The following is a 16,586-nucleotide window of genomic DNA, read 5'->3' as shown; positions in this document are numbered from 1 at the left end:
ATGGAAGTATTATTAGGAAATCAGGAGTATTTCAAAAACATTGGACAGATAAAATATGAAGGGGTAGATTCGGATAATCCACTCGCATTTAGATGGTATGATGCAAATCGTGTGGTAGCAGGAAAAACGATGGCCGAGCATCTAAGATTTGCATGTGCTTACTGGCATTCGTTTAATGGGAATGGATCGGATCCGTTTGGAGGACCGACACAGTTTTTTCCATGGGATGCCAAACCTACGATCATAGACCGGGCAAAAGATAAAATGGATGCCGCATTTGAATTTATGACGAAAATGCAATTGCCTTATTATTGTTTTCATGATGTCGATCTGGTTGATTACACCGATAATGTGGTTGAAAATGAACAAAATTTGGAGCATATCGTCCACTATGCCAAGGAAAAACAAACACAGAGCGGTATCAAATTGCTCTGGGGAACTGCTAACCTGTTTAGCCATCACCGTTATATGAACGGTGCTTCAACCAATCCTGATTTTCATGTACTGGCGCATGGTGGTGCACAGGTAAAAGCCGCTATTGATGCTACGATTGCCCTTGGGGGTGAAAACTACGTGTTCTGGGGGGGACGTGAAGGATATATGTCGCTCTTAAATACAGATATGAAAAGAGAGCAGGACCATCTGGCCCGTTTTTTACATCTGGCTAAAGATTATGCCCGTAAAAATGGTTTCAAGGGTTCGTTCTTTATTGAACCTAAACCCTGCGAGCCATCTAAACATCAGTATGACTTTGATGCGGCAACGGTGATCGGATTTTTGAGAAAGTACGATCTACTGGATGATTTTCAGTTAAACCTAGAAGTGAACCATGCTACTCTGGCTGGGCATACTTTTCAGCATGAATTGCAAGTTGCTGCAGATGCGGGGCTTTTAGGGTCTATCGATGCTAACCGTGGTGATTATCAAAATGGCTGGGATACCGACCAATTTCCAAACGATCTGAATGAACTGACCGAGTCTTTGTTAATTATTTTAGAGGCTGGTGGTTTAAAAGGTGGCGGTGTTAATTTTGATGCTAAGATCCGCAGAAATTCAACCGATCCTGCCGACCTGTTTTATGCCCATGTCGGTGGAATGGACAATTTTGCTCGCGCTTTGGTCATTGCTGACAATATTCTTCAGAAATCTGATTATAAAAAAATACGTTCAGAGCGCTATGCGAGCTTTGATACTGGTGCCGGTGCTGATTTTGAGCAAGGAAAATTGACCTTAGAAGATCTCCGGAACTTTGCTGCTGAAAATGGTGAACCTAAACTTATTAGCGGTAAGCAGGAATATTTAGAGAATTTAATTAACCGTTTTATTTAACCCGTTTTAGTAATTGTTTTTTTTTCGTTTTAGTTATGGGAAGGGCTTCTGCTCTTTTCATAACTTATTTTAATTTTATCAAGTCCATAACCAATTGACCTGTTATTCCTGTCATAAGATGCAGAGCGATGCGCAATCATCGCAATCTTAACACATCCGATGAGATAATAAGCATATGGAGGGGAAGAAACTTAAAACCGCGATTTTTTTATACAAGGAAAATATATAATTGTTCTATGAGAATTATTGCCATTCTGTTCAGCTTTTTTATTTACCAGCATGTCGTTGCCAAGATCAGGCTTCCGGCTTTAATCAGCGATCGTATGGTACTGCAACGCGATGTGGATCTGAAATTGTGGGGCTGGGCAGACAGTGGCGAGAAAGTGACCATCCGTTTTCATGGAAAAATTTACCATACACAACCTGATGCTGCTGGCAAATGGTCTGTGAGCCTGCCTCCGCAGCAAGCCGGGGGACCGTTTCTCATGGAAATTAATGAATTTGTGATTCGGGATATTCTTATTGGCGATGTCTGGCTGGCCTCAGGACAGTCTAATATGGAAACCCCTATAATGCGTTTAGTGGATCGGTATTCCGAGATCAATGTGTCCAATAATCACATGATACGCTATTATAAAGTACCGACACAGGAAGTGATACAGGAAAAAGAGGAGATTGCTTCGGACGCAAAATGGTACTCAGCGACAGCTACTGATGTGATCAATTGGACCGCTTTAGCCTATTTTTATGCGCAGGAAGCATATCGCCATACTGGTGTTCCTGTAGGTATGTTGGTGGTCAGTAAAGGTGGCAGTACCATTCAAAGTTGGATTAATCAAGCGCATTTAAAAGAATTTCCAGCTTTGACCGTCAATAAAGATGCATTAGCTGTTCTAGAAAATGCGGCGGTAGATCAGGGGGCCAATAAATGGTACCATGCAGATTGGGACGATCGTGACTGGAAAATAGCAACGGTGCCAAGCCGCTGGAATGAAACAGGTCTGGATGTTAAAGGTACGGTCTGGTACCGTAAAGATTTTAATTTACCTCCTGATATGGAGGGCAAGCATGCTAAACTTTACTTAGGAACAATGGTCGATCGTGATTCTGTCTTTGTGAACGGCATATTTGTGGGCACTACTTCTTATTTCTATCCTCCCCGCAAATATGATATTCCTGCAGGAATTTTGAAATCGGGAAAAAATAATATCACCATCCGTTTAACAGCTCATGCCAATGATGGTGGCTTTATCCCAGATAAACCATACCGAATGAGCAGTGATGAAATAGAAGTGGACCTTAGGGGAGAATGGAAATATAAAGTTGGCCAAGATTTAAATGTATTGGAGCAGGCAAAAAAACAGCTTCCAAATCTGCAAACCATGGGGTCGATGCTTTACAATGGTATGCTCTATCCATTGCGAGACTATCAGGTGAAGGGGGTGATCTGGTATCAAGGGGAAAGTAATGCAGGAGATCCTAATTATGGGAAGTATTTAAAAGCACTGATCGCAAATTGGCGGACAACATTTCAAAAAGTTGAACTTCCTTTTTTACTTGTGCAGCTCCCTAATTATGCTCCGAAATCTGTCAAGCCACCAGTTGAAAGTGGTTGGGCCCGCGTTCGGGAAGCACAATTGCAAACCGCATTGGAAGTATCTAAAACGGCCTTGACAGTAACTTATGATCTGGGCGAATGGAATGATATTCACCCATTAAATAAAAAAGATCTTGCCTACCGTTTGTTTTTGCAAGCGCGTCGATTGGTCTATGGAGAACAGGTGGTTAGTGAAGGTCCGCTTTATAAAAATATGAAGATCGATGGAAACAAGATTGTTTTGTTTTTCCATCCTAGTGCAGGCGGTTTAAAGAGCCGTGAACATCGTTTAAAACATTTCGCCATAGCTGGCCAAGATAGGGTCTACGTGTGGGCAGATGCAGTTATTCAAGGTAATACGGTCATTGTGAGCAGTAATGAAGTTCCAAACCCTGTAGCCGTTCGTTATGCCTGGAGTGACAATCCGGAAGAAGCAAATCTTCAAAACAAAGCAGGATTACTTGCCTCACCATTTCGTACTGACAATTGGTAGTGAGCTGTGGGGTAGCGGGGCGATGCATGCGGGGGTAATCAATAATATAGCAGAGAAAAATTATGAATAAAACTAAATTTATGTTTAAGAAAAAGTCAGTCTTACTGTTCTGTGCAGGTCTGTTTGCCCTATCGGCAACCGATGTGATGGCACAGCCTAATGCGATAAAAAGTAATCAGACACAAAAGTTTGTTCACAAAGGTGCGGGTAATCCCTATTTGCCACTTTGGGAGCATTTGCCGGATGGTGAACCTCGCGTCTTTGAGGATCCCGATCATCCCGGAAAATACCGTGCTTATATCATCGGATCGCATGATCTACGATTTGACAGTTATTGTGGACCTGATATTCGGATGTGGTCTGCACCTGTTGATGATCTGTCCAGCTGGAGAGATGATGGACCTATTTTCACCTACGAAACTGGTGGGCAATGGGATGTCATGTATGCACCGGACTTAGTTGAAGTAAAAAGAAAGGATGGCCGTAAAGAATATTATCTATATCCGCACAGTCGGGGAGAACACCGCGAAGCTATGGTGGTGAAAGGAGATCGTCCTGATGGACCTTTTAAACCGATCAATTTAACGGAAGATGGTACACGTACGTTGCCTGGAAGCGTGATTGGATTTGATCCGGCTATATTTGTCGAGCAAATAACAGATCGTAATGATCCTGATTTTGAAATCGGATTTAGAGCTTATGCCTACTGGGGTTTTCAACGCTCTTTGGCGGCTCAATTAGATCAAAATACCATGTATACGGTGAGACCGGGAACAAAGATCATCGACCGTTTTATTCCTGCTAGTGCAAGCTATGGTGTGTTAAGGGATCCAAAGGGTACGGAATATGCGCATGTTGTAACGGGAGAGGATTTGGGATCTTTTAACTTCTTTGAAGCTTCTTCGATCCGGAAAGTGGGCAATAAGTACGTGTCGGTATATAGTGGTTATTCGGGTCCTGAATACGGTGTCGGAAGTTCGAACTCTACCTTGCGCTATCTGATTGGTGATTCACCTTTGGGACCCTGGAAGAGCGGGGGTGTGCTGGTCGATTCGCGTGGACCGGTCCTTAATCAAGATGGTACAGCGATAGAAACGAGTAATGCGGGGCATAATACGCATGGCAGTATCGAGGAAATTAATGGGCAATGGTATGTTTTTTACCATAGACCGCCAAGAGGATTTGGATTTGCACGTCAGGCAGTAGTCGCTCCTGTTATCATCGATTGGGACGAAAAACCAGTCGCACAAGGAGGGTCGGTACGCATCAGGGCTTATGATCCGTATGCCGAAAATAAAATGGTGACGGTTAAGGATAGTCAGGGTAAAGAATATAAGGGTGCAGAAGTGACTTCTGAGGGCTTCCATATTTTTGGACTCGATCCTTATCAATACTATTCAGCGGGATATACGGCCCACCTTTCTGATATCAGTACCATGCAAGATTCTTGGGATATATGGGATAATCATATGCCGGTTACAAATCTCAGAAATGGGAGTGTTGTCGGTTTTAAATATTTTGGTTTTGGGGGTCTGAAGCAGGATCAATTTGGACTGAAAGCTTTTGAAGGAACAAAAGAAGGAAACAATACCATGTTTAACCTGTTTATAACTCCAAAATCTAAAAAGTCCTTTAAAGTTAATGTTTGGATGGATGGTCCTTATGATAATGCCACTTGGAAGGGTCAGAAAATAGGGGAAATTGTCGTTCCGGAGAATGCTGCGGGTGAAACGGCAGCATTTAAAATTGATGTTTCCAAATATGTTGATCATCTGGATAAAAAGCATGCGATATACCTGGTTGCGGAAGGGGAAGATCATGAATTCCTGTTTGACTTCATCGGTCTGGGATTTAGTTCAAAGAAACATAAAATTGATCGTCCAATCGTGCCTCAAGTGCGTATCGCTGTCAACGGCAAAGCGCTGGAAATACCGGCTGTACCTGTCCGCTCTACCAATGCAAATGGCATTGTTGACTATGGTCAGTATGAGATTAAAAGTAAAATTTCATCGCAACAAGCAGCTGCACCGGTTGTGACGGCATCTTCGGATAATCCGGCTGTTAAAATTACCATTAATCAAGCAACATCATCTTCGGGAGCTTGTCGGGTAACATTTAACTACAACGGTGTGTCCAAGATTTATAATGTTATATTTACTGCTGATTAAGTCTCTAGATAAACCTAAAAAATAGATAAGTATTATGAAAATTCATGTAACAGGTATATACAGATCATCGTATTGGGTTTTACTTTTGTTTTTATTTATAAATCCAATTTATGGACAGCAAAAGGATCAGAAAGCAAAAAATCCGATCATCTTTGCCGATGTTCCGGATCTGTCGATGATCCGTGTAGGTGATACTTATTATATGAGCAGTACGACCATGCATATGAACCCGGGCTTGCCGCTCATGAAATCCAAAGACTTAGTTAACTGGGAAATGATCGGTTATGGACATCATACTCTTGCTGCTATTGATGAGCTGAATCTGGATCATAACCAAAGTACGTATGGTCGGGGATCATGGGCAAGTAGTTTACGCTTTCATCAAGGAACCTATTATGTCAGCACATTTGCACAGACTACGGGCAAGACTTATATCTATTCGACTCAGGATATCGAAAAAGGACCTTGGGAGCGAAAGGAGTTTAAGCCTGCTTTGCATGACCATAGCCTATTTTTTGAAGGGGATAAAATCTATATGATATGGGGTGGCGGTAAGATCAATATGGTTGAACTGCTGCCCGATTTATCTGGAATAAAACCCGAGACGCAACGGGTATTAATTGAAAACGCAACGTTACCGACTACACCTGTGGGTGCGCAAGGTGGCCTTCCGGCCGAAGGCTCTCAATTTTTTAAAGTAAATGGCAAATACTATCTGTTTAACATTTCCTGGCCTCCAGGTGGGATGCGGTCTGTGATTGTGCACCGAGCCGATAAAATAGATGGACCATATGAGGGGCGGGTGGTTTTGCAGGATCAAGGTGTAGCGCAGGGGGGATTGATTGATATGCCAAATGGTGCCTGGTATGCTTATCTTTTTCAGGATTATGGTGCTGTTGGAAGGATCCCATATCTTGTTCCTGTTACGTGGAAAGCGGGCTGGCCGGTACTGGGTGTGGATGGTAAAGTACCCGAAGTACTGGGTCTTCCAGCCAGCAGGGGATTGATCCCGCATCTCGTTAATTCGGATGATTTTGACCGTAAAGCGGGAGAACCGGATTTACCGCTGGTATGGCAATGGAACCACAATCCTGTTGCGCAGTTATGGTCTGTAAGTGAAAATAAAGGAAACCTGAGGTTAAAGACTGGACGTGTAGATCCGCATTTTTTGCAGGCAAGAAACACCTTGACACAGCGCACCTTTGGTCCCACTTGTGAGGGTGAGACTGCAATCGATGTTTCTGCTATGAAAGATGGCGATTTTGCAGGTTTATCTTTACTGCAGCAAAACTTTGGCTTGCTAGGCATACGCATGGAAGGCGGTCAACATTTTTTAGTGAACAGCAATGCTAAGAAAGGAATCGAAGAAGAGCTGGTACGTATCCCGTTGGATCAGCAGAAAGTTTACCTAAAGGTGAAATGTGATTTTACCAATAAAAGAGATGTTGCTACTTTTTTCTATAGCCTCAATGGTGAAAAATGGGAACCCATAGGAACGGAATTTAAAATGACCTATACCATACCACATTTTATGGGCTATCGATTCGGATTATTTAATTATGCGACTAAAAATGTGGGTGGATTTGTGGATTTTGACTATTTCCACATCCGGCCCTAATTTTTTAACGGTCTTAGGACTTTACGGATTTTATAGCTGTATGTCCTTGCTTTATAAAATAAGCGATTCATCAATCCCCTACGTTATAAGACGTAGGGGATTGATTTTTTAGTGGACATCTGTTCAAAATGTAGGGATGAAACCTACACCATCTAAATTTTTAGTAAAGGGGGTTGTTTTTCCAAAAAACTTTCTTTTTAGCCATTTTCGGCCACCATTTAAACATTTTTATCTATTAATAACACATATGTATCATGTGCTAAATCGTCGTACTTGTAATTTTACAATTGTCATCATGAACTTGTGATACTGAACACATCGATAATCTTAAACATTATTGATGGACCTAAAAAATATCAGGTATGCTTCAGCAGCTGCATGATGCATAAAAACCAATTATTTACAAGACAAAAATGAAAACTGAAACGCAAACTACAGGCGAACAGAAAGGTTTCTATAAACTTTCGTCGTTGCAACGAATAGGATTTGGATCAGGTGATCTGGCGCAAAACCTGATTTACCAAACGGTATCCATGTATCTGCTTATTTTTTACACGAATGTATTTGGGATATCTGCAACAGCGGCGGGAATTATGTTTCTCGTGGTTCGTGTTATTGACGTGATATGGGATCCAATTGTGGGTGCATTTGTTGATAAAAAGAATCCTAAAATGGGAAAATACCGGTCTTATTTAATTCTAGGCGGTATCCCATTAACTGGATTTGCCATACTCTGTTTTTGGAATGGATTTTCTGGATCATTACTCTATGCCTATATAACCTATGTTGGATTATCTATGATTTATACCTTGATCAATGTACCGTATGGCGCACTAAATGCATCGCTGACGCGCGATACGGATGAAGTAACAAAACTGACGTCGACCCGTATGTTTATGGCGAATATGGGTGGCCTGGCAGTAGGATATGGGGTACCTATACTGGTTCAATATCTTTCGCCAAATGGAAAGATCAATTCTCCCGAATCTGCGCAAGCTTGGTTTATTACAATGACGCTCTATGCTATCGCGGGCTTATTGTTATTGGTTTTCTGTTATACGCAAACTAAGGAACGTGTTGTCATGGATGTGAAAGAAACCGAAAATGTAAAAGTTTCGGACCTGTGGACTGCATTTAAACATAATGGACCTTTGCGCATATTGGCATTCTTCTTTATCACTGCATTTGCCATGATGGCGATCGGAAATGCTGCGGGCTCATATTATATGATCTATAATGTCCAAGCACCAGAAATGCTTCCTTATTTTATGGCATTAGGATCTATTCCAGCCTTTATTTTTATGCCACTGGTGCCTGCGATAAAGCGTGCGATAGGTAAAAAGCAACTGTTTTATGTGTTCTTAACAATCGCCATATTAGGAATGATCATGCTTTATATTATTTCTGTCATACCCGCTTTAAGGAGTCAGGTTTGGTTGGTGTTAGTGGCACAATTTATTAAATCCACAGGCATCATAGTAGCTACAGGATATATGTGGGCATTGGTACCCGAAGTGATTTCCTATGGCGAGCATGCGACAGGAAAACGGATTTCAGGTATCGTGAATGCTTTGACCGGTATTTTTTATAAAGCAGGTATGGCCCTGGGGGGCGTCGTACCAGGTCTCGTGCTTGCATATGTCGGTTTTGATAAAGACAATACCATTACGCAATCGGCTTTTGCCGAGCAGGGTATCCTTTGGTTAGTGGTTGTTATACCTGCTATTTTATTACTGGTAGCCATGTTCATTATTTCAAAATATGAATTGGACGATGCGGTGATCGATAAAATAAATCATGAAATAGAATCAAGACACAAGAATTAAATCGTTAAAAATGAATAAAGTAAAGATCGTTTTTTTTGCAGGCATCGCTACATTGGGTTTGGCATGCACCTCGACTAAATCACAACAGGTAACGGGTGATCGAACCATTGAAGACCAAGTTATATTGAAGCATGCTTTCAAGGATAAATTTTATATCGGTACAGCTTTGAATCTGGAACAAATATGGGAACGCAATGCCGCCGCTATTTCGGTGGTAAAAGCTCAATTTAATTCCATCGTGGCCGAAAACTGTATGAAAAGTATGTACCTGCAACCCCGGGAAGGGGAGTTTAATTTTAAAGATGCAGATCGTTTTGTCGCATTGGGAGAGCAGCATGGCATGCATATCATCGGGCATACCTTAATGTGGCATTCGCAGACGCCAACTTGGTTCTTTATCGATGATAAAGGGAAGGATGTCTCGCGTGAAGTGTTGATTGAGAGGATGCGCAAACATATCCATACCGTGGTTGGACGCTATAAAGGACGTGTTCATGGCTGGGATGTGGTCAATGAGGCTGTGCTGGATAATGGTGAACTGCGGAAAAGTAAGTTTTACAATATCATCGGTAAAGATTTTATTAAGCTTGCTTTTCAATTTGCGCAAGAGGCAGATCCTAATGCCGAATTCTACTACAATGATTACTCAACAGCTATTCCTGCTAAACGAAATGGAATTATAAAGCTGGTAAAAGAGGTGCTAGATTCGGGCATCCGTGTTGATGCTATTGGCATGCAAGAACATAATGGATTAGATAATCCTGCCCTAAGTGAAGTGGAAAAGTCAATTGTCGATTTTGCTAATTTAGGGACAAAAGTGATGGTGACGGAAATGGATATTTCTGTATTGCCTCATGTAAATCCCAATATGGGAGCAGAAATCAGTGAAACGTATCAGTATAAAAATGAATTAAATCCATATAAAGAAGGTTTGCCGGATGCTATAGCGAAAGCTTTAGCTAGCCGTTACAAGGATTTTTTTAAATTATATCTAAAACATGACGATAAAATAACGCGTGTAACGGTGTGGGGGGTAGGTGATGGTGATTCGTGGAAAAATGGATGGCCAGTTCCCGGACGGACGGACTATCCTTTGTTATTTGACCGGGAGTATAAACCTAAACCTTTTGTCAAGGATTTAATTGAATTAGCAAAACAAAAATAACCCTATAATTTTATGAATAAAGGACGATATTTAGTACCCAATGATTTTATGGCTGATCCGTCGGCACATGTTTTTGAGAATAAAATTTACATATATCCTTCGCATGACTGGGAAAGTGGTATTCTGGAAAATGATCATGGCGATCATTTTGATATGAAAGATTACCATGTTTTTTCTATGGATGATATGGATGCCGAGGCGGTCGATCATGGCAAAGTATTGGACGTAGCAGATATTCCGTGGGGTGGAAGACAGCTCTGGGATTCGGATGTGGCGACAAAAAATGGTAAATATTATCTTTATTTCTCCTTGAAGGATAAGACCGATGTCTTTAGGCTTGGAGTAGCGGTAAGTGATACGCCATATGGGCCTTTTATTCCGGAGGAGAATCCAATTAAAGCAAGCTACAGTATAGATCCCTGTGCTTTTCAAGATGATGATGGTAGCCATTATCTTTACTTCGGCGGTATATGGGGCGGGCAGCTTCAATATTACAGAAATAACAAAATGACTTATCCGATGGATCTACCGCACTGGCATGATGTAGCGCTATGTCCAAAAGTTGTAAAACTAACGGAGGATATGCTGCAATTTGATGAAGAACCAAAAGATCTTGTTATTTTGGATCAAGAAGGTAATCCCCTTAAACAGGGAGATCTAGAACGCCGTTTTTTTGAAGCTTCCTGGATGCATAAATATGGCGACAAGTATTATTTCTCGTATTCTACAGGCGATACGCATTTATTGTGTTATGCAATCGGGGATAATCCTTATGGTCCATTTACCTATCAAGGTGTGATTCTGACTCCGGTGGTTGGTTGGACCACTCATCACAGTATACTGCAATTTAAAGGGAAATGGTATTTGTTTTATCATGACTGCGTGCCCTCTGGCGGTAAAACCTGGTTGCGGAGTATGAAAGTAGTCGAGCTGGAATATGATGAAAAGGGATTAATCAAGACACTGGATGGGCAAGAATAGTAAAACTGAGGAACTTTTTTAGCTTATCCAATTATCCAATTATCCAATTTTAAACTTGATTCTTTAATCACATGATGAAAATAAGTTGTTTTCTTTTGCTTTTTATTTTCCCTTTTTCTCGTATTCAGGCGGAGGACGGAAGTAAGCTATGGCTCAGGTATGTTCCTGTCTCTAAAGAAATAGCTCAAAGTAGATCCATCACGGTTGCTGCTGAAAACCCAATTGCGGTACGTGCACAACAAGAATTAATTACTTTTTGGAGGGGACAGTCCATTGGATTAGAACTAGATAAAAAATTGCCGTATTTAAAAGATGGTTTTAAAATAACAGGTCATCGAGATCGGATCAAGGTGACCGCACATGAGCCCGCCGGTTTATTATATGCAGCTTACCATCTATTGCAATTACAGGAAACGGATCAACAGGTTTTAAATTTGAATGTGGAAGAAATACCATCGTTTGATATCCGTATGCTCAATCATTGGGACAATCTGGATCGCACCGTTGAACGTGGTTACGCAGGATATTCGTTGTGGCAATGGGATGATCTGCCCGGACAGCTGTCTCCGCGATATGAAGCGTATGCACGTGCTAATGCCTCTATTGGTATCAATGCTACTGTGATTAATAACGTGAACGCTTCACCTCAAATTTTGAGTTCTGAATACTTGCTGAAATTAAAAGGTCTGAGTGATGTTTTTCGCCGATATGGCATCAAAGTTTATTTATCTGTTAACTTTTCATCACCCAAGATATTGGGTGGTACGTCAGATTCAGACCCTTTAAATCCGCAGGTAATTTTATGGTGGAAGAATAAAGTCAAAGAGATATACAGCGTAATTCCTGATTTTGGTGGTTTTTTAGTGAAAGCCAATTCGGAGGGCCAGCCTGGTCCTCAGGACTATGGAAGAACACATGCCGATGGGGCAAATATGCTAGCTAATATTTTAAAACCTTATCAGGGTCTTGTGATGTGGCGGGCGTTTGTTTACAATCCCTCGACCGAGGATCGTGCCAAGCAGGCCTATCAGGAATTTGTGCCACTCGATGGGCAGTTTAGCGATAATGTGATTATTCAAATCAAGAATGGACCGATCGATTTTCAGCCTCGTGAACCCTTTAATCCACTCTTTGGTGCACTTAAAAAAAGTCATGAAATGGTTGAATTTCAGATCACGCAAGAGTATCTGGGATTTTCGAACCATTTGGTTTATTTAGCGCCGCTATTTAAAGAGACATTGGATCATGATACTTATGCGGATGGAAAGGGAAGTACAGTCGCCAGGTTGACGGATGGCACCTTACGGTCTGCGCGAAAGACAGCAATTGCAGCGGTGGCGAATATTGGCGATGATACCAATTGGACAGGTCACCACTTTGCACAGGCGAATTGGTATGCCTATGGAAGACTGGCGTGGAATCATCAGCTCGCGTCTGAACAAATTGCGGAAGAATGGATCGCGATGACATTTTCGAAAGATAAGCAGTTTATAGCTGCTGTGAAAGAAATGATGATGACTTCACGGGAAGCTGCTGTAAATTATATGATGCCACTCGGGCTGCATCATATCTTTGCTTTCGACCATCATTATGGGCCAGAACCGTGGGGCGATCAAAAAGGTGGACGTCCCGATTGGATGCCCTGGTATTATCATCAAGCAGATACGATAGGTGTAGGGTTTGATCGGACAGCAAGAGGGAGCAACGCAATCTCACAATACAGTCCTCATGTCGCGAACATATATGGTGATATCCTGCTATGTCCAGATCAGTATTTACTTTGGTTTCATCATGTGCCGTGGAATTATACGATGAAAAGCGGCTTATCCTTGTGGGATGAATTATGCTATCAATATGATCTCGGGGTAAAGCAGGTACGCGACATGCAAAAAGTATGGGATAGATTGGAAAACCAGGTCGATCAGCAACGTTTTGCTGAAGTGCAATCGAAACTGAAGATTCAAGCTAAAGATGCGGTATGGTGGAAAGATGCCTGTCTCCTTTATTTTCAAACATATTCCAAAAGACCTATACCTTATGATATCGAAAGACCTGTACATGAATTGGAGGATTTGAAGAAGATCAAGCTGAATATGAAACATCATAATTAACGACTTATTGCGCACAGCGGTAAGTGGTTAGTAAGGAAAATGATGGGTTTTCTATGTTGAATGGACGATAGCCTGTTTATCTTATGATGAATTAAAAAATTATTGAAAACATAAATAACAAATATAAGATGCAAATCATGCAACAGAAAAAACATATAAAATTAGGATTACTGTCCTGCCTATTTGCTTTTACTGGACTCTCATCCTGTCAGACAATGCGCGCCGATGAGAGAAAAGAGCCGGTCGGAAAAGTGGTAGGGCAGCCCTTGTACAGTAATTTTAAATACACCGGCAACGATGCTTTCTATAGTGAAAATCCAATAGTGCCGGGTCAATTTTACAGTACTATTTTACAGGGATGCTATCCTGATCCCAGTATCACCAGAAAGGGAGATGATTATTATTTAGTCGCTTCTTCATTTGTGATGTTTCCTGGAGTTCCTATTTTTCATTCCCATGATATGGTGAACTGGAAGCAGATCGGCCATGTACTAAACCGTGAGTCTCAGTTGCAGGTCGGTACTGTAGGTATCAGTGAGGGGGTATATGCGCCGGATATTATGTATAATCCAAATAATGATACCTTTTATATGATCACAACGCAGTTTGCTTCGGGGATCGGTAATATGGTTGTTAAAACCAAAGATCCGAAAGCAAACAATTGGTCTGATCCGATTAAATTACAGTTTGATGGAATTGATCCGGCTTTATTTTTTGATGATAATGGCAAAGCATATGTGGTGCATAATGATGCTCCGGATAAGGGGAAAGAATTATACACAGGCCATCGGGTGATCAAGATCTGGGAATACGATGTCGCGACTGATCAGGTGATCCCGGGCACGAGTAAGATCATCGTTGATGGAGGAGTAGATCTAGCCAAGCAACCTATTTGGATTGAAGCACCGCATATTTACAAGAAAAATGGACAATATTATTTGATGTGCGCTGAAGGGGGAACGGGAGGGAATCACAGTGAGGTTATTTTTTCGAGCAGTCATCCAATGGGGCCTTATACTCCTGCGAAAAATAATCCGATTCTTTCACAGCGTCATCTCCCTGCAGATAGACCCAATAAAGTGGATTGGGCAGGTCATGCAGATCTAGTTCAAACTGCTGATGGGGAATGGTACGGTGTATTCTTAGCGGTTAGACCAAATGAAAAGAATCGGGTCAACACCGGTCGGGAAACATTTGTGCTGCCCGTTGACTGGTCTGGTGAATGGCCGATTTTTAAAGGTGGAATGGAGCCCCTTAAAGCATTGGTGCATACACCAAAAGGGATTGAAAGCAGTAAAGATAAATCCGGATTTTTCCCCAATGGAAATTTCACCTTTAACGACAAATTAAATGAAAAAACGTTGGATGAGCGGTGGATAGCTTTGCGGGGACCTCGTGAAAAGTTCTTAGTGGGTGAAAAGAAGGGATTGGCAATCAAACCTTTTGCTGTTACTGTTCAGGAAAAAAAACCAATTTCGGCACTGTTTTACAGACAGCAGCACATCGCATTTGCAGCGGAGGTAGAAATGGATTATACTCCAGGTTCTGAAAAGGACTTTGCCGGTATTACCTGTTTACAAAGTGAAAAATTCAACTATGTATTGGGTGTTACAAAATCCAATAATGAATATTACATCCAACTCGAACGGACTGAAAATGGCATAACAAAAGTAATTGCGCAACAGAAGCTCATTAGATCGGGTAAAATGAAATTGCGTGTTAGCGCCACAGGCGATGATTATACATTTTCGTATGCGTTAGATGGAAGTTCTTTTCAGCATCTGGGCGGAACGGTATCTGGCGATATTCTGTCAACGGATGTTGCAGGCGGATTTACAGGAGCGATGATTGGACTTTATGCAACATCTGCATATGCAACACCGGTAGAAAAATAGCGTGACGGTCTTTATTGATATGCTTATCAAGGAAATTCGAATATGTATTTTCCCTGATAAGCATATTTTTTAGCTTAATTTAAAGCTTTTGTATTCCTATTGATTAAGGTTTTAAACCCAGCATGACCTGCGCATAATTAATCCCCAGCTTTCTATAGCCTGCAACGCTAAAATGCAGGCCATCTGCCACACCTTCACAATCTTTTGAAGAGACAATATGCGCATTTTTGAGGGTTTGGGGTAACGTGTGAATGATGGTATTCATGCTTGCACATCTGCCGCCTTGATCTGCCGCTAATAATTCTCCCGCTAGAAGTGGTGTTTCCTCTTCCTGCAATGCTAGATCTTCCAATAGGTTATGGTATATTCGGCTTACTTTCTTAGGCCAATTCTGGTCACCTGTATTTGATTCGCCCTGATGGAGTAAAATTCCTTTGATGACACCTGTTTGCTGCGCGATCTTTCCCATTTCAACTAATCTATCGTAGGGATTATTGTCGTACGCAGCTAACATACCCTTCATCCAGTTAGGGGCTTTTTCTACATAATTTGTTACGCTATCCCTATCAAATAATTGGATATGGCAACCACCAATGGAGACATTTATGATTCCAATACGGATGCTATCGGGTAGATTTTCAGCTAAGGTTTTACCAAAATAATCTGCTGGTGTAAGACCTGTATTGCATCGGGTGATAGGAGGTTTGGCGAGATACCATTCTCCTTTTTTACGATTGAAATCCGGGCAGTCAACCGCTTGAAGTGAATAGAAACGGTTATTGACTAAGGTGTCTTGATCTTCAAATTTACTATGACCTTCCATATTGGATTGACCAAAACACAAATAGATATGAAAGTTTTTGTCTTGTGCATAACCAAGCGTGCAAAAAAACAAAAACAATAAAAGAAATTTAAATTTAAGTGTGTTGATTTTCATGTTTTTATATGTTAGAATTTTATAGAGAGGGAAAATTTACCCCTCTCTATACCTCATCAATTATCCAATGGTTTTTATGGTGATTACCACATTAATTCCAATAATCCAATAGAATTGGACGCGCAGTAAATTCCAACTTCCATAGCATACCAATATCCGGAAAATGTTTGATAATTTCCGGTTGAAGCTCCAAAGATATAATTATGAATCGTTGTACTTCCATATTTTAAATATGCCGAACCAGAGGTGGATATATATGACGGTTCACCCGCGCCAGTATAAGTACATCGAAAAGCGATTTCACAATAGCTGTTTATCCAGACAACCTGACTGTTATTGGCAGGGTACATACCCGGAACTGAGGATGCCATTATGCCTATACTATTAGTATAAGCAAAGCTCATGGTCACGCTGGTGACTAATAAGCATAAGATTAAAATGATTTTTTTCATGATTTTTTTGTTTA

11 protein-coding genes are annotated in these 16,586 nt (G+C 41.2%); 9 read left to right on the top strand and 2 right to left on the bottom strand.

Features of this window, described 5'->3' with window-relative positions:
* From xylA to WH188_RS23910, 9 genes are all read left to right on the top strand, one after another.
* On the top strand, nt 1-1,329 hold the full coding sequence (xylA, locus tag WH188_RS23950) for a xylose isomerase (RefSeq protein WP_021190371.1): 1,329 nt from the start codon (nt 1-3) through the stop codon (nt 1,327-1,329).
* A 236-nt stretch (nt 1,330-1,565) separates the two neighbouring features.
* Nucleotides 1,566-3,419 carry a sialate O-acetylesterase gene (locus WH188_RS23945; RefSeq protein WP_339424732.1) on the top strand — a complete coding sequence of 618 codons (1,854 nt, stop codon included), beginning with the start codon at nt 1,566-1,568 and terminating at the stop codon, nt 3,417-3,419.
* Between the two features lie 80 nt (nt 3,420-3,499).
* Entirely contained in the window at nt 3,500-5,587 is a 2,088-nt protein-coding gene (locus tag WH188_RS23940; RefSeq protein WP_339424731.1) for a hypothetical protein, read from the top strand.
* 34 nt (nt 5,588-5,621) lie between these two features.
* Entirely contained in the window at nt 5,622-7,205 is a 1,584-nt protein-coding gene (locus WH188_RS23935) for a glycoside hydrolase family 43 protein (protein ID WP_339424730.1), read from the top strand.
* Nucleotides 7,206-7,618: 413 nt separating this feature from the next.
* Nucleotides 7,619-9,031: an MFS transporter gene (locus tag WH188_RS23930; protein WP_339424729.1), complete on the top strand. Its 1,413-nt coding sequence runs from the start codon at nt 7,619-7,621 to the stop codon at nt 9,029-9,031.
* A 10-nt stretch (nt 9,032-9,041) separates the two neighbouring features.
* Nucleotides 9,042-10,196, top strand: coding sequence for an endo-1,4-beta-xylanase (locus WH188_RS23925; protein ID WP_339424728.1), 1,155 nt, complete (start codon nt 9,042-9,044; stop codon nt 10,194-10,196).
* 12 nt (nt 10,197-10,208) lie between these two features.
* Nucleotides 10,209-11,177, top strand: coding sequence for a glycoside hydrolase family 43 protein (locus WH188_RS23920; RefSeq protein ID WP_339424727.1), 969 nt, complete (start codon nt 10,209-10,211; stop codon nt 11,175-11,177).
* Nucleotides 11,178-11,248: 71 nt separating this feature from the next.
* Nucleotides 11,249-13,288 (top strand): alpha-glucuronidase, encoded by a 2,040-nt coding sequence (locus WH188_RS23915; protein WP_339424726.1) that lies wholly within the window; start codon nt 11,249-11,251, stop codon nt 13,286-13,288.
* A 137-nt stretch (nt 13,289-13,425) separates the two neighbouring features.
* Nucleotides 13,426-15,183, top strand: a complete 1,758-nt coding sequence (locus tag WH188_RS23910; RefSeq protein ID WP_339424725.1) for a glycoside hydrolase family 43 protein — start codon at nt 13,426-13,428, stop codon at nt 15,181-15,183.
* Nucleotides 15,184-15,286: 103 nt separating this feature from the next.
* Here WH188_RS23910 and WH188_RS23905 read toward each other — a convergent pair whose 3' ends face one another.
* Both WH188_RS23905 and WH188_RS23900 read right to left on the bottom strand, forming a co-directional pair.
* Nucleotides 15,287-16,120 (bottom strand): sialate O-acetylesterase, encoded by an 834-nt coding sequence (locus tag WH188_RS23905; RefSeq protein WP_339424724.1) that lies wholly within the window; start codon nt 16,118-16,120, stop codon nt 15,287-15,289.
* Nucleotides 16,121-16,203: 83 nt separating this feature from the next.
* Nucleotides 16,204-16,491 (bottom strand): hypothetical protein, encoded by a 288-nt coding sequence (locus WH188_RS23900; RefSeq protein ID WP_339424723.1) that lies wholly within the window; start codon nt 16,489-16,491, stop codon nt 16,204-16,206.
* Nucleotides 16,492-16,586: the final 95 nt, after the last annotated feature.

Origin of the sequence: Sphingobacterium sp. MYb388 (assembly GCF_037479535.1) — a bacterium.
Lineage (GTDB): Bacteria > Bacteroidota > Bacteroidia > Sphingobacteriales > Sphingobacteriaceae > Sphingobacterium > Sphingobacterium anhuiense.
Note: the sequence above shows the minus strand (reverse complement) of the source record. Positions and strands in the feature narration are given on the sequence as shown.